The 24,967-nt window shown below is 37.7% G+C and carries 25 protein-coding genes; 15 read left to right on the top strand and 10 right to left on the bottom strand.

Features of this window, described 5'->3' with window-relative positions; all coding sequences use genetic code 11:
* Nucleotides 1-7: 7 nt before the first annotated feature.
* Complete coding sequence (locus tag EDC44_RS03200; protein ID WP_131975308.1) at nucleotides 8-763, bottom strand: FCD domain-containing protein; 756 nt, start codon at nucleotides 761-763, stop codon at nucleotides 8-10.
* A 161-nt stretch (nucleotides 764-924) separates the two neighbouring features.
* Between EDC44_RS03200 and EDC44_RS03195 the strand changes: the two genes are divergently transcribed.
* The 6 genes from EDC44_RS03195 to EDC44_RS03170 all read left to right on the top strand — a co-directional run bounded on the left by EDC44_RS03195 (nucleotide 925) and on the right by EDC44_RS03170 (nucleotide 5,558).
* On the top strand, nucleotides 925-1,953 hold the full coding sequence (locus tag EDC44_RS03195; RefSeq protein ID WP_131975306.1) for an alcohol dehydrogenase catalytic domain-containing protein: 1,029 nt from the start codon (nucleotides 925-927) through the stop codon (nucleotides 1,951-1,953).
* A 24-nt stretch (nucleotides 1,954-1,977) separates the two neighbouring features.
* On the top strand, nucleotides 1,978-2,964 hold the full coding sequence (locus tag EDC44_RS03190; protein ID WP_131975304.1) for a TRAP transporter substrate-binding protein: 987 nt from the start codon (nucleotides 1,978-1,980) through the stop codon (nucleotides 2,962-2,964).
* A 61-nt stretch (nucleotides 2,965-3,025) separates the two neighbouring features.
* Entirely contained in the window at nucleotides 3,026-3,493 is a 468-nt protein-coding gene (locus EDC44_RS03185; protein WP_131975302.1) for a TRAP transporter small permease, read from the top strand.
* Between the two features lie 2 nt (nucleotides 3,494-3,495).
* Nucleotides 3,496-4,770, top strand: a complete 1,275-nt coding sequence (locus tag EDC44_RS03180; protein ID WP_131975300.1) for a TRAP transporter large permease — start codon at nucleotides 3,496-3,498, stop codon at nucleotides 4,768-4,770.
* A gap of 97 nt (nucleotides 4,771-4,867) precedes the next feature.
* A complete protein-coding gene (locus tag EDC44_RS03175) occupies nucleotides 4,868-5,143 on the top strand; it encodes a type II toxin-antitoxin system RelB/DinJ family antitoxin (RefSeq protein WP_131975298.1) in 276 nt (91 codons plus the stop codon).
* A 1-nt stretch (nucleotide 5,144) separates the two neighbouring features.
* Entirely contained in the window at nucleotides 5,145-5,558 is a 414-nt protein-coding gene (locus tag EDC44_RS03170) for a type II toxin-antitoxin system VapC family toxin (RefSeq protein WP_165870219.1), read from the top strand.
* Nucleotides 5,559-5,659: 101 nt separating this feature from the next.
* Here EDC44_RS03170 and uxuA read toward each other — a convergent pair whose 3' ends face one another.
* From uxuA to EDC44_RS03145, 5 genes are read right to left on the bottom strand one after another with little or no spacing between them, the layout of a single operon-like run.
* Nucleotides 5,660-6,847: a mannonate dehydratase gene (gene uxuA / locus EDC44_RS03165; RefSeq protein ID WP_131975294.1), complete on the bottom strand. Its 1,188-nt coding sequence runs from the start codon at nucleotides 6,845-6,847 to the stop codon at nucleotides 5,660-5,662.
* Nucleotides 6,848-6,868: 21 nt separating this feature from the next.
* Nucleotides 6,869-7,618, bottom strand: a complete 750-nt coding sequence (locus EDC44_RS03160; protein ID WP_165870218.1) for an FCD domain-containing protein — start codon at nucleotides 7,616-7,618, stop codon at nucleotides 6,869-6,871.
* Between the two features lie 19 nt (nucleotides 7,619-7,637).
* On the bottom strand, nucleotides 7,638-9,998 hold the full coding sequence (locus tag EDC44_RS03155; protein WP_131975290.1) for a glycoside hydrolase family 31 protein: 2,361 nt from the start codon (nucleotides 9,996-9,998) through the stop codon (nucleotides 7,638-7,640).
* An 18-nt stretch (nucleotides 9,999-10,016) separates the two neighbouring features.
* The gene (locus tag EDC44_RS03150; RefSeq protein ID WP_131975288.1) at nucleotides 10,017-11,318 is read right to left on the bottom strand and encodes a TRAP transporter large permease; all 1,302 of its coding nucleotides are present in this window, start codon (nucleotides 11,316-11,318) and stop codon (nucleotides 10,017-10,019) included.
* A gap of 12 nt (nucleotides 11,319-11,330) precedes the next feature.
* On the bottom strand, nucleotides 11,331-11,822 hold the full coding sequence (locus tag EDC44_RS03145; protein WP_131975286.1) for a TRAP transporter small permease: 492 nt from the start codon (nucleotides 11,820-11,822) through the stop codon (nucleotides 11,331-11,333).
* A 241-nt stretch (nucleotides 11,823-12,063) separates the two neighbouring features.
* On the opposite strand from EDC44_RS03145, the gene EDC44_RS03140 reads away from it, so the two are divergent.
* From EDC44_RS03140 to EDC44_RS03120, 5 genes are all read left to right on the top strand, one after another.
* The gene (locus EDC44_RS03140) at nucleotides 12,064-13,053 is read left to right on the top strand and encodes a TRAP transporter substrate-binding protein (RefSeq protein ID WP_131975284.1); all 990 of its coding nucleotides are present in this window, start codon (nucleotides 12,064-12,066) and stop codon (nucleotides 13,051-13,053) included.
* Between the two features lie 82 nt (nucleotides 13,054-13,135).
* Nucleotides 13,136-13,981, top strand: a complete 846-nt coding sequence (locus tag EDC44_RS03135) for an SDR family oxidoreductase (protein ID WP_131975282.1) — start codon at nucleotides 13,136-13,138, stop codon at nucleotides 13,979-13,981.
* 1 nt (nucleotide 13,982) lies between these two features.
* The gene (gene uxaC / locus EDC44_RS03130; RefSeq protein ID WP_131975280.1) at nucleotides 13,983-15,386 is read left to right on the top strand and encodes a glucuronate isomerase; all 1,404 of its coding nucleotides are present in this window, start codon (nucleotides 13,983-13,985) and stop codon (nucleotides 15,384-15,386) included.
* Nucleotides 15,387-15,395: 9 nt separating this feature from the next.
* Nucleotides 15,396-16,319: a sugar kinase gene (locus tag EDC44_RS03125; protein ID WP_131975278.1), complete on the top strand. Its 924-nt coding sequence runs from the start codon at nucleotides 15,396-15,398 to the stop codon at nucleotides 16,317-16,319.
* A gap of 9 nt (nucleotides 16,320-16,328) precedes the next feature.
* Complete coding sequence (locus EDC44_RS03120; RefSeq protein WP_131975276.1) at nucleotides 16,329-16,970, top strand: bifunctional 4-hydroxy-2-oxoglutarate aldolase/2-dehydro-3-deoxy-phosphogluconate aldolase; 642 nt, start codon at nucleotides 16,329-16,331, stop codon at nucleotides 16,968-16,970.
* Nucleotides 16,971-17,031: 61 nt separating this feature from the next.
* Here the strand turns inward: EDC44_RS03120 and EDC44_RS03115 are convergent, their stop codons facing one another.
* A complete protein-coding gene (locus EDC44_RS03115) occupies nucleotides 17,032-17,943 on the bottom strand; it encodes a GntR family transcriptional regulator (RefSeq protein ID WP_131975274.1) in 912 nt (303 codons plus the stop codon).
* Between the two features lie 158 nt (nucleotides 17,944-18,101).
* Between EDC44_RS03115 and EDC44_RS03110 the strand changes: the two genes are divergently transcribed.
* The 4 genes from EDC44_RS03110 to EDC44_RS03095 all read left to right on the top strand — a co-directional run bounded on the left by EDC44_RS03110 (nucleotide 18,102) and on the right by EDC44_RS03095 (nucleotide 22,101).
* Nucleotides 18,102-19,106 (top strand): zinc-binding alcohol dehydrogenase family protein, encoded by a 1,005-nt coding sequence (locus EDC44_RS03110; RefSeq protein ID WP_131975272.1) that lies wholly within the window; start codon nucleotides 18,102-18,104, stop codon nucleotides 19,104-19,106.
* Between the two features lie 174 nt (nucleotides 19,107-19,280).
* Nucleotides 19,281-20,264: a C4-dicarboxylate TRAP transporter substrate-binding protein gene (locus tag EDC44_RS03105; protein ID WP_131975270.1), complete on the top strand. Its 984-nt coding sequence runs from the start codon at nucleotides 19,281-19,283 to the stop codon at nucleotides 20,262-20,264.
* 56 nt (nucleotides 20,265-20,320) lie between these two features.
* Nucleotides 20,321-20,812 (top strand): TRAP transporter small permease, encoded by a 492-nt coding sequence (locus EDC44_RS03100; RefSeq protein ID WP_131975268.1) that lies wholly within the window; start codon nucleotides 20,321-20,323, stop codon nucleotides 20,810-20,812.
* A complete protein-coding gene (locus tag EDC44_RS03095; RefSeq protein ID WP_131975266.1) occupies nucleotides 20,809-22,101 on the top strand; it encodes a TRAP transporter large permease in 1,293 nt (430 codons plus the stop codon). Before EDC44_RS03100 ends, EDC44_RS03095 begins: the two co-directional genes overlap by 4 nt.
* A 120-nt stretch (nucleotides 22,102-22,221) precedes the next feature.
* On the opposite strand, the gene exuR is transcribed toward EDC44_RS03095, so the two are convergent.
* The 3 genes from exuR to EDC44_RS03080 all read right to left on the bottom strand — a co-directional run bounded on the left by exuR (nucleotide 22,222) and on the right by EDC44_RS03080 (nucleotide 24,921).
* Entirely contained in the window at nucleotides 22,222-23,016 is a 795-nt protein-coding gene (gene exuR, locus EDC44_RS03090; RefSeq protein WP_131975264.1) for a transcriptional regulator ExuR, read from the bottom strand.
* A gap of 97 nt (nucleotides 23,017-23,113) precedes the next feature.
* Entirely contained in the window at nucleotides 23,114-24,430 is a 1,317-nt protein-coding gene (locus EDC44_RS03085; protein WP_131975262.1) for a TRAP transporter large permease, read from the bottom strand.
* On the bottom strand, nucleotides 24,430-24,921 hold the full coding sequence (locus tag EDC44_RS03080) for a TRAP transporter small permease (RefSeq protein ID WP_131975260.1): 492 nt from the start codon (nucleotides 24,919-24,921) through the stop codon (nucleotides 24,430-24,432). The genes EDC44_RS03085 and EDC44_RS03080 overlap by 1 nt, the downstream gene beginning before the upstream one ends.
* Nucleotides 24,922-24,967: the final 46 nt, after the last annotated feature.

Raw genomic sequence — 24,967 nt, 5'->3', positions numbered from 1 at the left:
AGTATTATTAGATACCTACTGCAATCGGATTTGTATTGAATAGGTATCCATCAAATTTAGGATCTTCAACATCAGATAGTTCAAATAATTTAACTTTTACATTTTCTAAATGTTGCCACATTGTTTTGCGTGCAAGTAAAGGATCTTTTCTTTGTATTGCATTCAAAATATTTTCATGATCAATGATCCATAATCTGTGATGTTCATTTTTTAAGATTCTCAAGTGCAACTGTGCCCACATAGCACTATTAAATCGATATTCCCAAAGATCATTTTGCATTTTTATGAGAACATCATTTTGTGTAATTTCTGCTAATGCTAAGTGAAATTTCCTATCTACACTATAATCATCAGCATCTTTTTCTAGCAAAGCACGTTCTTCATCAAGCAATGTTTTTAAGAGAACAATATCTTTTTTTGTTGCCTGTTGAGCTGCAAATTCAGCGATCCCACTTTCAATTAATTGTCTGGCTTGTAAGAGCTCAAAGGGACCAACATCATTAAGAAGATTGGTATCTTTTTCTGCAATATTATTGCTAGGTAAATTTGTTACATATGCTCCAGAGCCTCTTTTTACCGTAACTAATTGTTCGACTTCCAGCATAACAATAGCTTCTCTTACTATAGTACGGCTGACGTTGAAGCGTTCTGATATTTCTCTTTCGGTAGGAAGACGTGATCCTATCGTATAAATACCTTGTTTTATTTCCGTTTTAAGTTGATTGCCAATATTGATATATGCTCTATGTGTACTATTTTCCATTAATTCCCCTTAAATTGGTATGCCAAAATATCAAATTTGTGATTTGGTTCACAAATTTGATATTTTGGCATACCATTTTGCTTTTTTATTGATTAAAATATTACCATATCGTTAGACAAAAGCGATCTTTTTTAACGAAATTTCAGTAGGAGAAATATTTTATGGGCAAAACAGTCAAAGCGGTATGCTTAAATGAACCTAATCATATTGAAATTAAAGATGTGGCATACCCAGAAAAACAGGAAAATGAAGTATTGATCAAAGTGGAAGCAATGGGAATTTGTGGTTCGGATATCGGAGCTTATAGAGGAACCAATCCACTTGTCACTTATCCGAGAATTTTAGGACACGAAATTATTGGTACTATTTTAGAAAAAGGAATTGGTATTCCAAATGAGGTTGAAGTTGGTGATCGTGTTGTGGTTGATCCATATGTTTATTGTGGACATTGCTATCCTTGTAGTATTGGTCGAACAAATTGCTGTGAAAGTTTAAAAGTCATCGGCGTACATATTAATGGCGGTATGCAAGAAGTTATAACTCACCCGGCTCATATGGTTGTAAAAATTAATGGCAATATACCAATAAATTATTTGCCGTTAGCTGAACCACTTACTATCTCTCTGCATGCATTACACCGTACTAATGTTACTGCCGGAGAACATGTAGTAATTATCGGTGCCGGAGCTATTGGTTTAATGGCTGCTCTTGCATGTATTCAATATAAAGCAATACCTATTTTAGTTGATATTCTCGATCAACGGTTATCTTATGCAAATCAAATCGGCATAGCACATACCATTAATCCAAATAATGAAAACGCTGAATTAAAAATCAAAGAAATCACAAAAGGGCGTATGGCGGAAGTTATTATTGAAGCTTCCGGAGCTAATATTTCGATCCGAAATGCGTTGAAATATGTTTCGTTCGCAGGGCGAATTGCTTTAACCGGATGGCCAAAAATGGAAACACCATTACCAACAAATCTAATTACATTTAAAGAATTAAACATTTATGGTTCAAGAACAAGTAAGGGAGAATTTGAGGAGGCACTGCATTTATTGGAAACAGGAAAAATCAATGCTGAAAAAATTGTTACTAAAACAATTAATTTCAATGAATTACCAAAATATGTTCAAAATCTATCTGAGCATCCGGAAAATTATTTAAAAGTAAACGCTATTTTTTAACAACCTTAAAATGAGGATCTTGCTATGAGACACTTATCATTGGTATTTAAAGCATTAGTTGCATCATCAATTTTATTAGGTTCACAAGCATATGCTAAAACCATTATAAAATTGGGACACTATAATTCAGATACACATTCATCAAATGTGGCGTTAAATGAATATTTCAAAAAGACGGTTGAAGAAAAAACCAATGGTCGTTATGAAATCAGAATTTTCCCGAATAACCAATTAGGCGGCGAAGATCAAATTGTTAATGGTCTACGTAATGGTACGATTGAAATGGGAATCACTGGATTGTTGTTACAAAATGTTGATCCTGTTTTTGGTGTTTGGGAATGGCCGTATCTATTTAAAGATAACCTGGAAGCTAAAAAAGTATTTTCATCGCCTATTTCTAACGAGATTGGCGATCAAATGGAAAAATATGGTATCAAATTGCTTGCTTATGGTATGAATGGATTTCGAGTTATTTCATCAAATAAGAAAATTGAAAAATTTGATGATTTTAAAGGCTTAAGATTGCGAGTACCGTTAAATTCTTTATTTGTTGATTGGGCAAAAGCAATGGGTATTAATGGGCAAAGTATGCCGCTAAGTGAAGTATTTACAGCATTGGAACAAAAAGTAATTGATGGGCAAGAAAATCCGTATGCCTTAATTAAAGAGTCTGGATTATATGAAGTTCAAAAATACATTATTCAAACAAATCATATTTTTTCACCGGGTCTTTTACAAATTAGCTTAAAGACTTGGAATAAAATATCAGATGAAGATAAAAAAATTTTTGAAGAAGCAGCAGCTCTTTATCAAGAAAAACAATGGGATTTGGCAATAAAATCTGAACAAGACGTAAAAGATTTTCTTAAAAAGAACGGGAAAGAAATTATCGTTCCTGATGAAAAATTCCACGCTGATATGTTAGAGGCCTCTAAGATACTTTATCAAAACTTTTATCAGAAATACCCTTGGGGGAATGAATTAATAAATAAAATTAATGCTTCTAAATAGTATTAATGTGCATCACGATTTCGTATTGTGATGCACCTATTTGAAGATTAAGGAGTTTCTTATGAAAGTAGTTTCAATATTAGATAAAACATTAAAAACTATATCCATACTGGCTTTAGTTTGTATGATTTCTCTTGTCTTCTTTAATGCAATATTGAGGTATTTTTTCCATTCAGGTATCGCATGGTCTGAAGAATTTGCACGGATATGCTTTGTTTATATGATTTTTTTCGGAATTATTTTAGTCGCTAGGGATAAAGGGCATTTAACTGTAGATATAGTAACATCAAATATTTCTATAAAATTTAAAAAATTATTTACAATAATTTCAGATCTCTTAATTTTATTTGCAATGTTACTTGTTTCTTATGGTGCGGCACAATTGATGGAATTGACATACACACAAAGAATGCCGGCAACTGAATTATCTTCGGCATTATTATATCTGGCTTCCTTTGTTTCATCAGTTACGTATTTCTGTATGACTTTGTATGATTTATATAAAAATGTATCCGTTAAGGAGAATTAACTATGTTACTCTTATTTCTTGGTAGCTTATTTACTCTGCTTTTTATTGGTGTACCAGTTGCTATATCAATGATATTAAGTTCAACTATTATGCTATTCCAATTGGATATGTTTGATACACAATTAATTACTGAAAATTTTGTGATGGGGACAAATAATTTCCCTTTAATGGCAATTCCATTCTTTATGCTTACTGGTGAAATAATGAAGCACGGCGGCATATCTGAAAGGATTATCAACTTTGCAATGAGTATGGTTGGGCATATAAAAGGTGGATTAGGATATGTTGCTATTATTTCAGGATTAATTTTTGCCGGATTATCTGGGTCTGCCGTTGCTGATACCGCAGCATTAGGAGCAATTTTAATTCCGATGATGGTCACAAGAAAATATGATGCTGCTCGCTCAACAGGTTTAATTTGTGCAGCCGGAATTATTTCAGTGGTTATTCCACCTAGTATTCCGATGATAGTTTATGGGATCACTGCCGGGGCGTCTATTACAAAATTGTTTATGGGAGGTGTTATTCCTGGTTTGCTAATGGTTGCCGGGTTATGGATTGTATGGAAAGCATTATACAGAAACGAAGAAAATAATATTTTTGAAAAACAAACAAAATCACAGCGTTGGCAGGCATTTAAAGCTGCTTTTCTTCCACTGTTATTGCCTGTCATTATTATTGTCGGATTAAGAGGAGGTATTTTTACTCCCACAGAAGCAGGGGTTGTTGCAGCAATTTATGCAGCAGGTGTTAGTATTTATTATCGTAGTTTATCTTTAGAAAAATTATCGGAAGTATTCATTGGTACAATTAAAACGACCTCAATGGTTATGTTTGTTGCAGCAGCTGCAATGATTTCAGGCTTTGCTGTAACAGTTGCACAAATTCCTACAGAGTTAGTCACCTTTATTCGTGAAATTACAGATAATGCAACAGTATTGATGCTTGTGATTATGGTGTTTTTACTTTTGATTGGTTGTGTTATGGATCTTATTCCTGCAGTACTAATCTTTGTACCTGTTTTACTTCCATTGTTGAGAGCATACAATATAGATGTGGCATATTTTGGCGTAATGATGGTAATTAACTTATCTATTGGCTTAATTACTCCCCCGGTTGGTACGGTTCTTTATGTCGGCTCAGGCATATCTAAACAAGGTATTGGTCAGTTGACAAAAGGGATAGCACCATTTCTGGTAGTATATTTTGTTATTCTAATATTGTTAGCCGTATTCCCACAAATAGTGATCACGCCGATGAATTGGCTATCTCAATAATATTTGAAAATTTCACGAATTAGATTTGCCGGAAAATTGAAAAGCGTGCAGATTAAGAGTATGATGTTGTCATTACAAAATAAATACGGAGGCTAATATGTCACAATCTGCATTATATCAATTTCGTATTGATCCGAAAGAAAAAGCGGAATCCTTTGCCGTGCTGGAAGAATTAGGGATTAATCCTGCGGTTGCAATTCGTATGTTTTTACGACAGGTGAAAATCAATCGTGCTATTCCCTTTAATATTCAGACTGAAAACATTAATCAAATTCAAGGATTTAATAGTGCATTGATGAATATGCCAAAAGGTGACGACATTTTATTTGAACATATTGAGCAAGATGCCCGTAGCGAAAATTGGGATAGTTAATATGTACTTATTCGATACGAATGTGATTAGTGAGCTCAGAAAAAAACAACCTAATCAAGGCGTTACTCGTTTTATCAATGAGATTAATGCCAAAGGCGAGCCTATTTTACTTAGCGTAATTACATTGGGTGAAATTATTAAAGGAATTTATGCTTTACAACAACGCGGTGATATTGAGCAAGCTAAAAGATTACAATATTGGTATCAGTCTGCAATTGAACCGATGCGCCCCTTGGCGGTTCCTTTTGATGCTCAATGTGCCGAAATGTGGGGAAAACTGATCGCTGAAAATCCTCATAATGTGATTGATAAACAATTAGTTGCTACTGCGATTGTAAAAAATCTGATTTTTGTAACACGCAACACCAAAGATATTCAAAATACGGGGGTGAAATATATTAATCCCTTTGATTAAACTAAATACGTGAGTATTTCATGGTCATACACTAGAAACCATAATAATGGATATTAAAAATATAGGGAATGCACTGATTCCCTATTTATTTTTATGATGACTTATTTATTTGAAAAATAAACCTTTTTAAGCCCTAATTCCAGCCCTCGAAATTCTGCCAACCCTTTTAATCGGCCGATTGCGGAATAACCCGGATTGGTTTTCTTGTGTAAATCATCAAGCATTTGATGACCGTGATCCGGACGCATTGGAATTAAACGGGTTTCGCCATTGGCTTTGCGTTTGTATTCTTCATCAAGCAAGACTTTGACCACATTAAACATATCCACGTCCCCTTCCAAATGCGCGGCTTCGTGGAAACTGAGCGGATTCTCTTCGCGGCAGGTTGAACGCAAGTGGGCAAAATAAATACGATCCGCAAATTGAGTTGCCATTTTTACTAAATCATTATCAGAACGCACGCCATAAGAGCCGGTACAGAAAGTAAAACCGTTTGCCGGTAGCGGTTGGGTGTCCACATACCACTGCATATCTTCAATTGTAGAGACAATACGCGGCAAACCTAAAATCGGGCGCGGCGGATCGTCCGGGTGAACCGCCATTTTAATCCCCACTTCTTGGGCGACAGGGATAATTTCATTTAAGAAATAAGCTAAATGTGTACGGAATTTTTCCGAATCAATATCCTTATAGCGATCCAATTGCCCTTGAAATTCCTCTAACGTATAGCCTTCTTCTGCACCCGGTAGCCCTGCGATGATATTGTTGGTCAGTTGCTTAATATCCGTTTCGGACATATTGTCAAAGTAAACTTTGGCTTGCCGGCGTTCTTCTTCCGTATAGGTGGCTTCCGCGCCCGGGCGTTTTAAAATATGTAATTCAAAAGCGGCAAAAGCGATTTGGTCAAAACGCAATGCTTTTGAGCCGTCCGGCAGTTCATAGGCAAGATCGGTACGGGTCCAGTCCAGCACCGGCATAAAGTTATAACACACCGTATCAATACCGCATTTTGCCAAATTGCGGATACTCTGTTTGTAGTTATCAATCCATTGTTGATAATTGCCGGTTTGCGTTTTGATTTCTTCGTGAACCGGCACGCTTTCCACCACCGACCAAACTAGTCCAGCCGCTTCCACTTCGGCTTTACGTTTTTCAATTTCTTCCACCGACCAAATTTGCCCGTTTGGAATATGATGAAGTGCCGTCACAATACCGGTTGCACCGGCTTGACGAATATCGGATAAAGAAACAGGGTCTTTCGGTCCATACCAACGCCACGTTTGTTCCATAATATTTTCCTCTTGTCTAAATTAAATACCCACAGTAATTGGATTTACGTTAAATAAATAGCCGTCGAAATTCGGATCGTTGAGATCGGAGAGTTCAAACAGTTTTTCTTTCACATTTTCTAAATGTTGCCACATTGATTTACGGGCGAGAGCCGGATCTTTGCGCTGAATTGCGGTAATAATATTCTCGTGATCCTGCAACCAAAGAAAACGATAGTTTTGGTCAGGGATATGCTGATGTAAGCCCTTCCACATATCACTATCATTACGATAGTCCCATAAGTCCTTTTGCATTTTAATTAACACTTCATTTTGTGTAATTTCAGCAATGGCACAATGAAAATCCTCATCGGCAACATAATCTTCATCACCGTGTTCAAGCGTTTCTTTTTCACGATTGAGAATCGCCTTAAGTCGCTCTACATCTTTTTTGGTTGCCTGAATTGCGGCAAATTCGGCAATACTGCTTTCCAGTAATTGTCTTGCCTGTAGTAATTCAAAGGGACCTACGTCAATAAAGTCTTTTTCATCATTTGCCGCTGAGCGTTTTGGCAAATTGATTACATAAACTCCGGATCCTTTACGAATATCAATGAGATTTTCTAATTCCAGCATAATCAGTGCTTCACGAATCACTGTACGGCTTACGCCCAACTCTTCAGATAAATCACGTTCGGTTGGGAGCCGCTCTCCTACTTGGTAAGCGCCTTGTTCCAAACGGGATTTGAGCAAAAGCCCGATTTTTTTATAGGATCTTAATTCATCGTTCATTATTTATCCTTCTTGAAATCTATAATGCTAATTGATTGGTTAAGCGGTTATTTACCATTAATGTTCTTGTTTCACCTTTTGGCAAGGTAAAATCCAACATTTTATATTGCGGCACGAAGTCGCCTTGACGTTCAACGGTCACTTCAATGGTTGAACTTGTACATTTTAATTCAATGTTGAGTAATAAGTGATGATTGTTTAAATACCCAAAGGATTTTCCATCGTCATCAAATAGTTCAATATTGGTTTTCCCTTGATTTGCGAACGGCAGAATCAATAATTCTCTCGTATCATCGGTTAATGTATTTTTATGGCCAAGCCCTGCTAACGGTAAAATCGTACCGGCTTTAATAAAGAGCGGGATTCGTTCCAGCGGTGCCTCTATATTCAGTTCTTGTTTGCCTTTATACCATTGATGGCTATAAAAATCATACCAACCGACGGTATTATCCGGTAGATAAACATTGCGAGTGCGCTGACCTTCTTCTACCACCGACGCGACTAATAAATCCTGACCGAATAAATAATCATCGGTTTCCGCAAAAGTGCGGTCATCTTTTGGGTGATCCAGAAATGTTGGGCGTAACATCGGCTCATTATATTTATGCGCCTTCCATAATAAATTATAGATGTACGGCATTAAGCGGTAACGCAATTGAATGGCACGACGGATAATATCCGTGACTTCCGGATACATCCAAGGTTCATTGACGGTGTTATCATCATTCCAAGAATGAATAGTAAAACGAGGGTGCATTACACCATTTTGAACCCAGCGTACGAATAATTCAGGCTCCGGCTTATTACCGGAAAATCCGCCGACATCGTGCCCGACATTATATAAACCGGATAAGCTCATTCCCAAGCCCATACGAATATTGTAGCGTAAGGTATGCCAATTAGTCCGATTATCTCCGGACCAAGTTTGTACATAACGGTTCATACCCGGCGAGCCCGAGCGGGAAATTAAGTAAGGGCGAAGCTCAGGCGCGTATTCCATTTGTGCCTCATAGGAGGCTTTCATCATCAATAATGGCTGCAATGGGCGAATTAATTTAATCGGTAAGCCTTTACCGAAGAAATGACATTTAGCGTTATTATCCCAGACTTCAAATTCATTATTATCATTCCACGTTGAGCCGATGCCCATTTCAAGCAGTTGGGATTTAACATTGGCTTTCCACCAATTCACCGTATCGGGATTGGTAAAATCCAAATGCGAACCTTCATCGTCCCAAAACATTGAACGTTCGGGATTATCCGATTCGGAATCTTTAATAAATAATCCTTTTTGGGCAACTTCTTGATATTTAGGGTGATCCTGCAATAAACAAGGCTTAATATTTGCCGCCAAATTCATACCCGCATCCAAGAAATATTGGCTCATTAATTTGGGTTGCGGGATTTTGTCATAGTTCCAGTTGAATACATAACGCTTGCCGTTAATTGAGGTATAGCCTGATGAGAGCTGGAATGAATCACAGGGAATATCGTGTTTTTTGCAGAGATCGACAAATTTTTTTAGTTGTTCTTGCGCATCCGGCGCATCGGTATAACTCATTGTGGAACCACTGTACCCCAAACTCCATTTCGGACCCAAAATAGTACCGCCGGTTAATTGGGTATATTTCTTGGTAACATCCAAAATTTCAGGCCCTAAGATCATATAGTAGTCTAAATCACCGTCTTCCGCTTGATAGCTGCGATAGTAGGCGTGGTAATTATCAATTTCACTGCCCAATCTAAACCAGCAAGAAGCAAGATTGTCATAATATAAACCGTAGCTGATTTTTTCCGTATGGGTAATATAAAACGGAATATGTTTATATAACGGGTCGGTAAATTCGGCGTTATAGCCCATCGCATCAAGATTACGCATTTCAAAGCGGCGACCTTTGCGGTTTAAATCACCGGCTTTTTCGCCTAAGCCGTAGTAATTATCCGTTACGGAACGCTGCACAAAATGAGAAACCTGCTTGTCGGAAATGCCGAATAAATACGCACCTGTTTTACGATCTGCCGCAAAAGTCTGCCAATTTTGACCGCACTTATATTGCCATTCCAGCCATAAGGGCTGATGTACAATGACTTTCAAGGTATCGGTTGCAATTTCCAGTTCACCCTGATTATCGGTGAGTGTATAAGAGGGTAATGAATAATCTTCCAAAGACCAGCGATCACGCCCTTGCCATGCCACATCGGTTTTATTTGGGCTAATTGCCCAAGTTTGAGGTACACGGAATGTTTCATTTTGGGTAAACGTGATACGGAAAATATCCTGTTCCAAGACAAAAATATGCAGCTGCCAGTTATGCTCGCATTGAATATCAATGCGATTATTTGCCTGTTTGATAAAATTTGTCAGTTTCAATGTTTTCATTTTCACCACCTAATTTGCTTAGTAACCTAATAATGTTTGTGGTAGTAATAAACTTAATTGTGGGACGAAAGTGACTAATAATAAAGTCAAAATCAATACGGCGTAGAATGGGAGTAACGGTTTGATCACCTGATCAATTTTTACGCCGCCAACAGAACAACCGACGAATAATGTACTGCCAACCGGCGGTGTGCAAATACCGATAGATAAATTGAACGTCATTAAAATACCGAAATGAACCGGATCCATTCCTAATTCCGTTACGATTGGCAAGAAAATCGGCGTGAAAATTAACAGTGCGGGGGTCATATCCATAAATGTCCCGATCATTAATAAAATCAAATTGATAATGAGCAAAATAACAATCGGATTTTCAGAAATTGCCAGTAATCCATCGCTAATAAGATAAGGAATATCCGCGTTTGCCATTGCCCAAGACATTCCCATTGATGTGCCGATTAACAATAAAATAATTGATGTTGTAACAGAGGCATCCAAAATGATTTTTGGCAGCTCTTTAATAGCAATTTCTTTATAGATAAATACGGATAGAATCAAGGTATAAACCACAGCAATTGCCGATGCTTCGGTGGCGGTAAATATACCGGCAATAATTCCGCCAATAATGACCACAATAAGCCCTAAACTTGGTAAGGCATCTAAGGTTTTGGTGGTGACATCTTTAAAGGTTGGTTTCGGTGGAATTGGGTAGCCTTTTTTACGGGCAAAGAAATAAGCTACAATCATAATCCCTAATCCCATCAAAATTCCGGGAATATAGCCGGCAAGGAATAGCGCGCCAATTGAGGTACCGCCGGAAATTAAGGAATACACAATAAAGGTATTACTCGGCGGAATTAACAAGCCTGTCGGCGAAGAGGAAATATTCACCGCAGCAGAAAATGCAGGGTCATAACCTTCTTTCTTTTGTAACGGCGCCATTGTGCCGCCAACTGCCGCCGCAGCGGCAACTGCAGACCCTGAAATTGAACCGAACATCATATTCGCAAGTACATTCACGTGTGCAAGCGATCCCGGTAATCGTCCACCCAATACTTTGGCAAATTCAATCAGGCGTAGTGCTATGCCGCCACGATTCATAATATTACCGGCTAAGATAAAGAAAGGAATTGCAAGTAAAGAGAAGCTATCTAAACCGGTTGCCATCTTTTGAGCAATAACCTGAATTGCCGCATCAACGGGAATTGACATCATAATGGTGAGTAGAGAAGCAATACCGATTGCAAAAGAAATTGGTGTACCAATGGCAAGTAAAATAAAGAAACTACCTGCCAGAACAAGAATTATTGACCATTCCATATCATATTTCCTTTAGTTATGTGAAGCTAATTGGCGATATTCTTCGGCTAAATCACGTAATAAGAATACCAACATAAAGAAACCGCTAACCGGGATTGCGCCGTAAATTAAGCCCATTTGAATACCCAGTACCGGTGAGATTTGCCCTGCATTAAGCGTATCCAGGACCAACTTACCGCCGCCGTAGCACATAACGGTAACAATGAATAAGATACTGATAATGTTAATAATCACACGAAGCGTATCTCGTTTTTTGGGCTGGTTTTCCCACTTAGTCAATAATAAGTCAATTGCAAGGTGTTTTTTCTGCCCTAATCCATAAGCCGCACCGACTAAGCCAACCCAGATAAATAAAAAGCGAGCTAATTCTTCGGTAACGGTGCTGGGATCATTAAGGATATAACGGGAAAACACCTGCCAAACAACGCAAACGACCAATGCGGCACAAACAATCACGCAAAGTGTAGAAAGCACTCTATCTAATAAGGCAATTAAGCGATTCATACATTCTCCTCATAGTAAGAAAGATTTGATTGGTGAACCAAATATACTGTATATCAAAATTTTTTGCTGCTTTTTTTATCGATTTTGTGATCTATATCACAAATTTAATAAAATTCATTAGTTCAATTACTACAATTGGTTTAATATCTTTGCGTCAATAAAACGATACTTTGTGTTTTAGTTGTCGTTTGATCGTAATCATTGTTATTTTTAGATCAATCCTACTATGGAGAATAAAACTATGTTTATCAAAAAAAGTACCTTAGCGATGGCACTAAGTGCGGTAATGGCTGCAACAGTTTCATTTTCAGCCGGGGCAAAAGTTGTCCTTAAATTAAGCCATAACAACGACAAAACTCACCCGGTGCATATTTCTATGCAAAAATTTTCCAATGATGTAAAAGCACAAACTAATGGCGAGGTGATTATTCGTATTTATCCGAACAGTCAGTTAGGCAATCAACGTGAATCAATAGAATTGTTACAATCCGGCTCTTTAGATATGGCGAAATCCAATGCAAGTGAATTAGAAGCGTTTGAACCGGTTTACGGCGCGTTTAATCTACCTTACCTATTTAAAGATACGGATCATTATTACCGCGTATTACAATCTCCTGAAGTCGGACAAAAAATTTTAGATTTAACCAAAGGAAAAGGCTTTATCGGATTAACTTACTATGATGCCGGTTCTCGCAGTTTTTATGCCAAGAAACCGATTAGAACACCGGAAGATTTAAAAGGGTTAAAAGTTCGTGTTCAGCCAAGCCCGAGCGCGTTAGAAATGGTCGAATATATGGGCGCATCGCCAACGCCTTTAGCTTTCGGTGAACTCTATACTGCGCTGCAACAAGGCGTGGTAGATGCGGCAGAAAATAACCCGACGGCATTAACCTTAATGCGCCACGGTGAAGTGGCTAAATTCTTTAGTGAAGATGAGCACACCATTATTCCTGATGTATTGGTGATTGGTGAAAAATCTTGGGCAAAATTAACGCCGGAGCAACAAGCCATTGTTAAGAAAGCGGCGAATGATTCGATGATGGCGCATAAAACCCTTTGGGCGGAAATGACTGAAAAAGAAATTCAAACGGCGAAAGAAAAAATGGGCGTAGAATTTGTAAAAGTTGAAAAACAACCCTTTGTTGATGCCGTAAAACCGATGCACGACAAAGCATTGAAAGATCCGGTTATCGGCTCTTATGTACAAAAAATTGATGAGTTACGTCAATAATAACTCACAATAACAAAACAATAAGGGCAAAGTCCGCACTTTGCCCTATATTAGTTGCTATTTAACCAGTGGAGAAAGTATTATGTCTATTGCACAAAATCATAATTTTAAAAATAAAACCATTGTTATTACCGGTGCTGGCGGTGTACTGTGTGGATTTTTGGCACACCAATTAGCCAAAACAGGTGCTAACATTGCATTATTGGATATTAATTTTGATGCCGCCGACAAATTCGCCCAAGAAATCAATGGGGCAGACGGTGTTGCCAAAGCCTATCAAACCAATGTGCTTGAATTGGATAGTATCAAAGCAAGCCGTGATGCCATTTTGGCTGACTTCGGCACTTGCGATATTCTTATTAATGGTGCCGGTGGCAATAGCCCGAAAGCCACCACGGACAACGAATTTCACGAATTAGAATTGCCGGAAAACACTAAATCATTTTTTGAATTAGACAAAGCCGGTGTGGAGTTTGTATTTAATCTTAATTATTTAGGTACATTATTGCCAACTCAAGTCTTTGCTAAAGATATGGTGGGTAAGCAAGGGGCAAATATCATCAATATTTCCAGTATGAATGCCTTTACCCCGCTCACTAAAATTCCGGCATATTCTGGCGCAAAAGCGGCAATCAGCAATTTTACCCAATGGCTAGCGGTGCATTTTTCACACGTGGGTATTCGTTGTAATGCCATTGCACCGGGTTTTCTTGTGAGTAATCAAAACCGTGCATTATTGTTCGATCAAAACGGCAATCCAACGCCTCGGGCACATAAAATTTTAACCAACACTCCGATGGGGCGTTTCGGCGAAGCGGAAGAGTTAGTCGGTGGTATTTTATTCTTAATGGACGAACGTTATTCCGGTTTTGTGAATGGTGTGGTGTTACCAATTGACGGTGGTTTCTCTGCATATAGCGGGGTGTAATATGAAATCTTTTATGGACGATGATTTTCTACTTTCTACGGAAACGGCAAAAACGTTGTATCATCAATATGCCGAAGTTATGCCGATTTTTGACTATCACTGTCATTTAAGCCCGAAAGAAATTGCAGAAAATCGTCAATTTAACAATCTTGCTGAAATTTGGTTAGAGGGCGATCATTATAAATGGCGAGCGGCACGCAGTGCGGGCATTGAAGAGCATTTTATTACCGGTGATGCTTCCGATTTGGAAAAATATCAGCAGTGGGCAAAAGTTGTGCCGAAATGTATCGGCAATCCCATTTACCACTGGACGCATTTGGAATTGCGCCGCCCGTTCGGCATTGAAAATACCGTATTTAATGAAAAAAGTGCGGTGGAAATTTGGGAAAAATGCAATACGTTACTTGCCAAGCCGGAATTTTCTGCCCGCGGCATTATGCAACAAATGAATGTAAAACTGGTGGGAACGACAGACGATCCGGTTGATGATTTACGCTATCACCAACAAATCAAGGCGGATAGCAGTTTTGATATTGAAGTCGTGCCGACGTTTCGTCCGGATAAAGCGTTCAAAATCGACTTGCCGACATTTACGGATTATATTCACACCCTATCTCAAGTGAGCGGCATTCAAATTAATCAGTTTGCCGACTTGTTAGCGGCGCTTGAGCAACGTTTAAATCATTTTGACAATGTGGGCTGCAAAGCCTCCGATCATGGTATTGAAATTGTGCGTTTTGCACCTATTCCGTCGGAACAAACGTTAGATCGCATTTTACAAACCCGATTAAGCGGCAGCGCATTAACGGAATTGGAAATTTCTCAATTTTACACCGCACTTTTAGTGTGGCTCGGCAAAGAATATCATAAACGAAATTGGGTGATGCAATACCATATTGGTGCACTTCGCAATAATAACACCCGAATGTTTAAGCAATTAGGTGCAGATAGCGGTTTCGATTCTATCGGGGATCGCAATTACGCAGAACAATTATCCGCCCTGCTGGATACGATGGATCAGACCAATCAACTGCCTAAAACCATCTTATATTGTCTAAATCCGCGTGATAACGAAATGATCGGGACAATGATTGGTAATTTCCAAGGTGGCGGCATTGCCGGCAAAATTCAATTCGGGTCAGGTTGGTGGTTTAATGATCAAAAAGACGGTATGGAACGCCAGTTACAGCAACTTTCCCAACTGGGTTTATTAAGCCAATTTGTGGGAATGTTGACGGATTCCCGCAGCTTCCTATCCTACACCCGTCACGAATATTTCCGCCGCATTTTATGCGAAATGTTAGGGAAATGGGTCGAAAATGGTGAAGTACCAAATGATCTAGAACTGCTTGGAAAAATGGTGCAGGATATTTGTTACAACAATGCGAAAAATTATTTTAAATAGGATATTGAAATGAAAAAAATCGCAATCCTCGGCGAATGTATGATTGAACTAAACGGCGAACCATTCGGCAATATGCGGCAAACCTATGGCGGTGATACGCTCAATACGGCGACCTATTTAGCCCGCTGCACGCCCAAAAGTGCGGTTAAAATTCATTATGTTTCCGCCCTTGGCACGGATATAGAACATTGGCAGGCTGATGGCATTAATACGGACTGGTTGCTGCGTGATGAAAAACGTCAACCCGGTTTATATTTAATTCAATTGGATAGCGTCGGTGAACGCACATTCTTATATTGGCGAAATCAATCGGCAGCCCGTTATTTATTGCAACACAATGATTATCCAAAGGTTTTAAGTGAATTACGCCACGTAGATATGATTTATCTCAGTGGCATTTCTCTTGCAATTTTGCCGGAAAACGACCGCACTTTATTGATAGAACAGCTTGCCGAGCTTGCCAAACAAGGTATTGAAATCGCCTTTGATAGCAATTATCGTCAGGCATTGTGGGAATCCTTGCAAAAAACACGTGAAATTTACACCGCACTTTTACCGATTGTCAGCGTTGCATTGGTGACTTTTGACGATGAACAAGCCATTTGGGCAGATTCCGATGAACAAGCAACAATCAAACGCTTAAAACAAGCCGGCGTGAAAACCGTGGTAGTGAAATCCGGTAAGTGCGGTGCGATTTTCAATCGTTTTGACGGTGTGGAACAACAAGTGCCGACCGTTCCGGTGGAAAATGTGGTGGATACTACCTCCGCCGGTGATGCCTTTAATGCCGGTTTTCTAAACGGTTATTTGCAAGGCAAATATTTAGTGACTTGCTGTCAACAAGGCAATAAACTGGCAGGGATTGTAATTCAACATAAAGGGGCAATAATCGAGAGTTCAGCGACAGCACATTTAATTCATGAATTTAATTAAGGAAAAACCATGTCATACACAACCGAACAAATTATTGAAAAACTAAGAAAAATCAAAGTAGTACCAGTGATAGCACTGGATAATGCGAACGATATTATTCCGCTAATGGATACCCTTTCCCAAAACGGCTTACCGGTGGCGGAAATTACCTTCCGTTCTGAAGCAGCAGAAGAAGCGATTAAATTACTCCGCCAACACGCCCCCGAGATTTTAATTGCAGCCGGCACGGTGTTGACCTCTGAACAAGCGGTCAAAGCCAAAAATGCGGGAGCGGATTTTGTGGTCACACCGGGGTTTAATCCGAAAATTGTGCAATTATGCCAAGATTTGAATTTTCCAATTACACCAGGAGTGAACAATCCAATGTCTATTGAAGCGGCAATGGATATGGGATTAAACGCAGTAAAATTTTTCCCTGCGGAAGCTAGTGGCGGCGTGAAAATGATTAAGGCATTGCTCGGGCCTTATGGCAATCTGCAAATTATGCCGACGGGCGGTATTAGTCCGAGCAATATTAAAGATTATTTGGCAATTCCAAATATCGTTGCCTGTGGTGGTTCGTGGTTCGTGGAAAAATCTTTAATTAAAGCGAAAAATTGGGATGAAATTGGACGATTAACTAGAGATGTGGTAGCGTTGGTTAATTCATAACGTCGCTTGATAATAAAGAAGCCGATAATACTGAGTATTTTATCGGCTTTTTCTATTTCCTTTATCGTGATACGGCATTGATACTGTGCATGAGCGTTTTCTTCGCAGTTTGCAGATGCCGCTTTAATTCAACAATGGCTCCTTGTTGATCTTTGCTGATAATTTTGATCAATAATGCTAAATGTTCTTCGACCGCTAAAATGTTACGACTTCGTAAATCTCTATTGTCCCACTGATAATGAAAGTGAAATATTACTGACATTAATTCTATAAAATCATCAATAAACGGATTATCTGCCGCTGAGAGAATTAAGGTGTGTAATTTATGATCCAGAAGTGAGAGATCAGCATATTGTTCAACGATATTTTCCTGTAAATATCGGTGTTCTTGTAATAATACTTTTATTTCGGACCATCTCATATCACTTTTGGGTAGCGCCATAAAGCAGGTTAGAGCATGACACTCCAACATTTCTCTTAATTCGAATAATTTATCCGCATAGTGCGGTGTAAATTCTATTAATTTCCAGGTTCCACGCGTTAAACTGGTAATCAATCTGAAACGGGAAAATTGAATTAAATATTCTCGTACGGTGAATATATCAACATTTGCATTTTTAGCTAATTCTAATTCTCTAAATTCATCACCCGGTTTGAAAAGTTTCTTTTGGATTGCATTTTTGAAATAGTTTTCAATTCGTTGATAGTGATTTGCACTACTTCTTTTTGTATGTATATACAGGATTTTATCATCCAACGTTGGGATACGGATAATATAAAAGAGACTATTTCTATATTCTATAATTCCTTTTTCAAGCAAATAGTTAGTTGCATGACGTATAGTCGTTCTGCTGACATTATATAGATCGGCTAAAGCCGATTGAGAGGGGAGTGGCGAAATTAAAAGTTGGTTCATTATAGAATCAATAATTTGATTGATAATATCCCGGCGTAAATTGAGATTCTTACTCATTTAACATTCTCCCATATAAAACCAGTCAATATAAAATACAGATAAAAAACATAAAAATTGACGAATAGTCACATAAATTTGAAGGATATCTGAATTACATAAAAAATTAAAGAAAAATCTACGTATTGTTTATATGACTAATTATGAGGATGTGTTTTATGAAAACTTTGGTATGTAATCAGCCGTATTCTTTTTCTTATCAAGATGTACCGGCTCCTACGGCACAAGCCAATGAAGTAGTGATTAAAGTTGCGGCTATTGGTATTTGCGGTACGGATATTCACGCTTATGCCGGAAATCAACCGTTTTTTTCCTATCCTAGAGTATTAGGGCATGAAGTCAGTGGTCAAATTACATCTGTTGGTTCACAAGTTACTCAATATAAAGTGGGTCAACGAGTCGCATTAGTGCCATATTTATCTTGTGGTAAGTGTGATGCTTGTATTGGCGGTAAAACAAACTGTTGCGAAAAAATCTCTGTAATAGGGGTACACCAAGATGGTGGTTTTGCTGAGTATTTGGCAATTCCGGAATCAAATGTGTTATCTGTGGCAGATAATGTTGATGATATTAGTGCAGCGCTCATTGAACCTTTTGCTATCAGTGCACATGCTGTAAGACGAGCCCAAATTAATGCCGGTGATGATGTATTGGTTGTAGGAGCCGGTCCAATTGGTCTGGGTGCGGCAGCAATTGCATTTGCAGACGGTGCTAATGTTGTTGTTGCAGATACCAGCCCCGAACGTTGTGAGCATGTTAAAAAACATGTGAATGTCAAAACAATCGATCCGTTGAATGAAAAAATTGAAGAGGCTTTCAATGGCCGTTTACCGTTAATAGTGATTGATGCGACAGGTAACCAAAAAGCAATGAGTAATGCCGTTAATCTGATCCGTCACGGTGGCCGAATTGTTTTCGTAGGATTGTTTAAAGGTAATTTAGAAATTAATGATCCTGATTTTCATAAAAAAGAAACAACAATGATGGGAAGCCGTAATGCCACTTACGAAGATTTTGCCAAAGTACAACGATTAATGGCAGAAAATCAATTATCTTCATCAATGATGTTAACGCATACTTTTAAATTTGATGACTTAGCTGAAATTTATGAGGAACAAATTGTTAAAAATAAAGCGTTATTTAAAAGCGTAATTCTTCTATAGAACATTATAAAGAACAGATAAAAAACATATAAATATGAGATTGGTACTAATTTATGAACAATTTCTTATGCAATTAGTGTGCCTTTATTTAAAGTACCACTGGCGATGAATTAACGTATTTTACGAAATCTCATAATCTGAAATTACGTTCAACCAACAAATAGAGAGGAAATTATGAAATTATCTAAATCATTAAAAACTATTTTGGCAACAGGATTACTTGGTATGAGTTTTTATTCTCAAGCGGCAACGGAATTGATGGTTGCTTATGGAAACCAGCCGGGTGAACCCATTGATAAAGCGATGCACTTTTGGGCTGAGAAAGTAAAAGAAAAATCTAATGGTGACGTTATTTTTAAACTATTCCCATCAAGTCAATTAGGTAGTCAAACTGAAGTATTAGAGCAGGCAAAATTTGGTGCGAATATTTTAACGATTAGTGATTATGGCGAATTAATGGATATTGTGCCTGATTTCGGCGTTATCAATGCACCTTATATTACTCAATCTTTTGAGAAAAAATCCAAGTTATTACAATCTGATTGGTTTAAAGACCTGAGTGCAAAATTAGACCAAAGCGGTGTCCATATTATTGTGCCTGATGTGATTTACGGTACCCGTCATTTATTGACCAAAAAACCGGTTACTAAACCGGAAGATTTAAAAGGAATGAAAGTTCGTGTACAACCAAACCGTTTATTTATTCAAACGGTTAAAGGAATGGGCGGTGTACCGACCCCGATGTCCTTGGCTGATGTTTACCCCGGCTTATCGGAAGGGATTATTGACGGTTTGGAAAACCCTTCTGTAGTGTTATATGGCGGTAAATTCTATGAAGTGGCGAAAAACCTTAACTTAACAGCCCATATGAAAAATGTATCGCCATTTGTTGTTGGAACTATTACTTGGAATAAATTGACACCAGAGCAACAGCAAATTATTACGGAAACAAGTCGTGATATGGTTACTTTTGTTGGTGAGTTAATGAACGAAGCTGAAAAAGAAGCTCTTGAAAAATTAAAAGCTGCGGGCGTTACAGTTAATGAAGTCGATATTCCTGCATTTGAAAAGTCGGTTGGTGCAACGATTTCAGAGGCTTTTCCTGAGTGGTCTCCGAATTTATATAAAAATATCCAAGAAAAACTTGCTCAGTATTAACCGCACTTTTGGGTATTCACTATCAGTGAATACCCTATTTTAAAGAGGATTGTTCTATGAATACTCTCACGAAAAAGAAATTTTGGCTTAGTGATTTAGATGAAATTTTTGCTTCCGTTTTCTTAGCGTTAATCGTTGTATTATCTTTCTACGGCGTAATTATGCGTTATTTTGTTAACTCACCAAGTGCCTGGGTTGAAGAAGTCTGCGTGGTATTCTTTATTTGGTTTACATTCTTGGCATCTAGTGCATTATGTAAAAATAATGAGCTAATTCGGATTGATTATGCGCTCACCAAAATGTCTGCTGATTGGGCACGTTTTATAGATGGAATTATTCAACCCCTAATTATGATTTTTTGTTTGGCATTTATGATTTATCTAGGCTTTAAATTGTTGCCAATGTCTAAATTAAGATTCACCCCTGCGTTACAAATTTCTTATCTTTATATTTATTCTGTCATTCCTATTAGTGCATTATTTATGGTTTGCTATGAAATCAGAAAGATTTATGTCTATATTAAAACTGTGAGAGGGAGCCAAGTATGAGCGTAATTATTCCAATTATCATTCTGTTATTTCTATTTGTTATTGGTACTCCCGTTGCATTTTGTATTTTCTTTTCAACATTAAGTTATTTCTTAATGAGTGATTTACCAATGCTTATGCTTATTCAGCGTTTAGCCGGTGGGTTAGAATCCGTCACCTTATTAGCTATTCCGTTCTTTATTATGGCCGGTGTATTTATGAATCATACGGGGATTAGTGAACGGCTATTAAAATTCTGTGAAGTTTTAACCGGGCATTTGAATGGCGGATTAGCTCAAGTAAACGTAGTATTAAGTACATTAATGGGCGGTTTGTTCGGTTCGAATATTGCTGATGCCGCAATGAATTCGAAATTACTTGTCCCGCAAATGGTGGCTCGCGGTTATAGTGCATCATTCTCTGCAGCTGTGACTGCTGCAGGTTCATTGATTACCCCTATAATTCCGCCGGGCATTGCGATGATTATTTACGGTTATGTGAATAACGTATCTATCGGTCGTTTATTTTTAGCTGGAGTTGTACCCGGAACAATGCTTTGTATCTTGATGATGATATTAGTATCTATCATTTCTAAGAAACGTGGTTATTTGCCAATTCGTGAAAAACGTGCCAGTTGTCAAGAAATTGTGGTTTCCGCTAAAGATGCAGTGTTAGCATTATTGTTACCGATAATTATCATCGGCGGTATCCGTATGGGGATATTCACACCGACAGAAGCCGGTGCCGTGGCAGTAATTTATGCTTTAGTATTAGGCATGTTTATTTATCGTAATATGGATGCTAGAAAATTATGGTTGGCAACACGTGAATCCGCATTAGGTGCAGCAAATGTATTACTGATTATCTGTGTTGCAGTAGCATTTTCCAAATTCTTGACTTGGGAAAGAGTTCCACAAGCTTTAGCCGCTTGGATGACTACGGTGGTTGATAGTCCGTTAATGTTCTTAATGCTAGTGAATGTTGCCTTATTGGTATTGGGTATGTTTTTGGAGGGGAATGCGATTATGATCGTACTTGCTCCACTGCTTGCACCTATCGCTCATTCTTACGGTATTGACCCAATTCATTTCGGTATTGTATTTATCTTTAACGGAGCAATCGGCACCATTACACCGCCACTTGGAACAGTAATGTTTACCACTTGTTCAATTACTGAGGTTCCTATTGAGAAATTTATAAAGGATGTGATTCCATTCTGGGGATTATTGTTAGTGGAATTATTACTCTTAACTTATATTCCGGCAATTTCCACTTGGTTACCTAACTTAGTGTATGGTGTAGCAAATTAATACGGATATAAATAAAGATTATCTCGTTATTCCGAATGTAGTGGTTTGTGGAAGTTCAGACCGAATCTGATAATTCAGTAAAAAATTATCTCTGTTTAATTCGGTCTGTTTTTCTAGAGATTAATCAGTTTGATTATTTGTGATCGATATGAGGTTATCATTCAAATGAATGACGGGATTTTCAGAAAACATATATCTATCAATACTTATTTCAAAATCATCATTTGCGCCATTAAATAACATTTGTTTAGTATTTTCTAGATGTTGCCACATTGCTAATTTTGCAGAATGCGGGTCTTTATTCATTAGTGCCTGCAATATTTCATCATGTTCTTTACACCAGCTATCAATTGAACGAGCGTCAATATGTTCATGTAATTTTCGCCAATATGGATTTAATACACGCTGTTGCCACATTTCTTGCACAATAGTGATTAGTGCACTATTACGTGTAATTTGAGCAATTTTAGTATGAAATTTAAAATCCCATTCTGAATCTCTGAAGCGATCTTCTTTACGGGCATTTTTTTGAATTTCCATGATATCAATAATGTCTTCCTTGGTAACTTGAGTTGCTGCAAATTCCGCAACAATACTTTCTATTAGTTGCCTTGCTTGTAGCAACTCAAATGGCCCGCACTTGGAAAACTCTAATCCTTTTTCTTGTGTTTCAACGACTCTTTTCGGATTATCTGAAATTACATGGATTCCGGAGCCTTTTTTGACTTCGACATATCCTTCTACTTCTAGCATTATAATAGCTTCACGTACAACCGTTCTGCTTACATTCATCTCTTCAGATATGAAACGCTCGGCAGGTAATTTTCCACCAACTTTATAAAAGCCGGAAGTAATTTTATTTTTTAATTCTTGTGCCAATTGTTGATAAAGGCGTTGATCATCAGTCCATTTCATATAAATGTAAATTTTAACTTGATTAGAATGAGAAAATTATAGCATAGATTAGCATAAATTGGTCGTTATCTTCGGATATATAGCGACCAATTTATAATTAGATTCCTAGCCAATTTGGTAAGAATAATGACAACTGTGGTATATAAGTTACTAATAATAAAGTAATTAATAATACAGCAAAGAATGGTAACATTGGTTTAATGAGATCTTGTAATTTAACTCCTGAAACTGAACATCCTACAAATAATGCACTACCCACAGGAGGAGTACATAGACCAATACATAAGTTAAAAATCATCATGATACCGAAGTGAACCGGATCCATTCCTAATTCTTGCACGATTGGTAAGAAAATCGGTGTAAAGATCAGTACTGCAGGTGTCATATCCATAAAAATACCGATGAGCAATAGTAAAATATTAATAATTAATAAGATAATAATTAAATTGTCGGAGATACTAATGAGCAATTCGTTAATCATATATGGAATATCGGCATTAGTCATCGCCCAAGACATGGCAACGGATACGCCAATTAAAAAGAGCACAATAGATGTTGTTACAACCGAATCTAAGATAATTTTAGGCAACTCTGTAAGTTTGATTTCTCTATATATTAATACAGAAAGAATAAACGTATAAACTACGGCAATAGCCGAAGCCTCGGTTGCTGTAAAAATACCACCAAGAATACCACCAATCACAACAATAACCATTAGTAGGCTGGGAACTGCATCTAACGTATATTTGATAATCTGTGATAACGTAGGTTTTTCAGAAACGGGGTAGTTACGTTTTTTAGCGATAACATAGTTCACAATCATAATGCCTAGTCCCATCATTAACCCGGGCACATATCCGGCCATAAAGAGAGTTGCAACGGAAATACCACCTGCAGTAAGAGCGTAAACAATCATGACGTTAGAGGGAGGGATTAATAAGCCGCTTATGCAAGATGTCACGTTGATTGCAGCAGAATATGCAGGATCACACCCGGCTTTCTTTTGTAGCGGAGACATTGTTCCACCAACAGCAGCTGCAGCAGCTACTGCTGAGCCGGAAATTGATCCGAACATCATATTTGCCATTACATTAACATGACCTAAAGATCCAGGGACTCGCCCAACTAATACTTGTGAGAAATTAATCAGACGTGTTGCAATTCCGCCGCTATTCATTAATGAACCGGCAAAAATGAAAAATGGAATTGCTAATAATGAAAAACTATCTAATCCGGTTGCTATTTTTTGTGCCGATACAATTAACGTAGTATGAACCGGTAACATAAAAAAGCCGGCTGATAAAGTCGCTATACCAATTGAAAAAGATATAGGTACTCCAAGAAACACGAGAAAGAAGAAAGAACCAAACATTACGAGGGGAATAAACCATTCCCATGACATTAACCATTCCATTATTTATTCTCCTTCAATACTGAAATATTTTCTATAAGAAATAAAATACTATAAAAAATCATTAAGATACCACTTAAAGGTAGAGCAATATAAACATAAGCCATTGGAATTTGCATGGATGGAGAAATTTGCCCGGAAGCATAAACATTGGAAACCAAGGTCCATCCTCCAAATACCATTACACCTGCTGAAAATGCAAATATACAGACATTAATTAAAATATTACTCATTGCCTTTTTCTTATGAGTGAGATTATGAGTAAAGAGATCAATGGACAAGTGTTTTTGTAACCCGACTGTATAAGCGGCACCTAATAATCCAACCCAAATCATACTGAAACGAGCAATTTCATCGGTCACAGTGCTTGGTATTTGTAATACGTAACGGCTAAATACTTGCCAGGTTACACAGATTACGAGTAATACCATCATAATTATTGAGAATGTTGAAATAAATATATCAACGGGTTTCTTTAAATTTATCAATAGCATATACAGTACCTTATATGAATAAAACAAGAATATCTCCCTACCTATT

The sequence above is a fragment of the Cricetibacter osteomyelitidis genome (assembly GCF_004340985.1).
Taxonomy (GTDB): Bacteria; Pseudomonadota; Gammaproteobacteria; order Enterobacterales; family Pasteurellaceae; genus Cricetibacter; species Cricetibacter osteomyelitidis.
Note: the sequence above shows the minus strand (reverse complement) of the source record. Positions and strands in the feature narration are given on the sequence as shown.

Excerpts from the sequence above, each read along its gene's own strand:
- exuR (WP_131975264.1), bottom strand. The coding sequence starts at position 23,016 with ATGAAATGGACTGATGATCAACGCCTTTATCAACAATTGGCACAAGAA.
- EDC44_RS03180 (WP_131975300.1), top strand. The coding sequence starts at position 3,496 with ATGTTACTCTTATTTCTTGGTAGCTTATTTACTCTGCTTTTTATTGGT.
- EDC44_RS03185 (WP_131975302.1), top strand. The coding sequence starts at position 3,026 with ATGAAAGTAGTTTCAATATTAGATAAAACATTAAAAACTATATCCATA.
- EDC44_RS03160 (WP_165870218.1), bottom strand. The coding sequence starts at position 7,618 with ATGAACGATGAATTAAGATCCTATAAAAAAATCGGGCTTTTGCTCAAA.
- EDC44_RS03145 (WP_131975286.1), bottom strand. The coding sequence starts at position 11,822 with ATGAATCGCTTAATTGCCTTATTAGATAGAGTGCTTTCTACACTTTGC.
- EDC44_RS03155 (WP_131975290.1), bottom strand. The coding sequence starts at position 9,998 with ATGAAAACATTGAAACTGACAAATTTTATCAAACAGGCAAATAATCGC.
- EDC44_RS03150 (WP_131975288.1), bottom strand. The coding sequence starts at position 11,318 with ATGGAATGGTCAATAATTCTTGTTCTGGCAGGTAGTTTCTTTATTTTA.
- EDC44_RS03175 (WP_131975298.1), top strand. The coding sequence starts at position 4,868 with ATGTCACAATCTGCATTATATCAATTTCGTATTGATCCGAAAGAAAAA.
- uxaC (WP_131975280.1), top strand. The coding sequence starts at position 13,983 with ATGAAATCTTTTATGGACGATGATTTTCTACTTTCTACGGAAACGGCA.
- EDC44_RS03135 (WP_131975282.1), top strand. The coding sequence starts at position 13,136 with ATGTCTATTGCACAAAATCATAATTTTAAAAATAAAACCATTGTTATT.
- EDC44_RS03195 (WP_131975306.1), top strand. The coding sequence starts at position 925 with ATGGGCAAAACAGTCAAAGCGGTATGCTTAAATGAACCTAATCATATT.
- EDC44_RS03120 (WP_131975276.1), top strand. The coding sequence starts at position 16,329 with ATGTCATACACAACCGAACAAATTATTGAAAAACTAAGAAAAATCAAA.
- uxuA (WP_131975294.1), bottom strand. The coding sequence starts at position 6,847 with ATGGAACAAACGTGGCGTTGGTATGGACCGAAAGACCCTGTTTCTTTA.
- EDC44_RS03115 (WP_131975274.1), bottom strand. The coding sequence starts at position 17,943 with ATGAGTAAGAATCTCAATTTACGCCGGGATATTATCAATCAAATTATT.
- EDC44_RS03125 (WP_131975278.1), top strand. The coding sequence starts at position 15,396 with ATGAAAAAAATCGCAATCCTCGGCGAATGTATGATTGAACTAAACGGC.
- EDC44_RS03100 (WP_131975268.1), top strand. The coding sequence starts at position 20,321 with ATGAATACTCTCACGAAAAAGAAATTTTGGCTTAGTGATTTAGATGAA.
- EDC44_RS03190 (WP_131975304.1), top strand. The coding sequence starts at position 1,978 with ATGAGACACTTATCATTGGTATTTAAAGCATTAGTTGCATCATCAATT.
- EDC44_RS03085 (WP_131975262.1), bottom strand. The coding sequence starts at position 24,430 with ATGGAATGGTTAATGTCATGGGAATGGTTTATTCCCCTCGTAATGTTT.
- EDC44_RS03105 (WP_131975270.1), top strand. The coding sequence starts at position 19,281 with ATGAAATTATCTAAATCATTAAAAACTATTTTGGCAACAGGATTACTT.
- EDC44_RS03200 (WP_131975308.1), bottom strand. The coding sequence starts at position 763 with ATGGAAAATAGTACACATAGAGCATATATCAATATTGGCAATCAACTT.
- EDC44_RS03095 (WP_131975266.1), top strand. The coding sequence starts at position 20,809 with ATGAGCGTAATTATTCCAATTATCATTCTGTTATTTCTATTTGTTATT.
- EDC44_RS03140 (WP_131975284.1), top strand. The coding sequence starts at position 12,064 with ATGTTTATCAAAAAAAGTACCTTAGCGATGGCACTAAGTGCGGTAATG.
- EDC44_RS03080 (WP_131975260.1), bottom strand. The coding sequence starts at position 24,921 with ATGCTATTGATAAATTTAAAGAAACCCGTTGATATATTTATTTCAACA.
- EDC44_RS03170 (WP_165870219.1), top strand. The coding sequence starts at position 5,145 with ATGTACTTATTCGATACGAATGTGATTAGTGAGCTCAGAAAAAAACAA.
- EDC44_RS03110 (WP_131975272.1), top strand. The coding sequence starts at position 18,102 with ATGAAAACTTTGGTATGTAATCAGCCGTATTCTTTTTCTTATCAAGAT.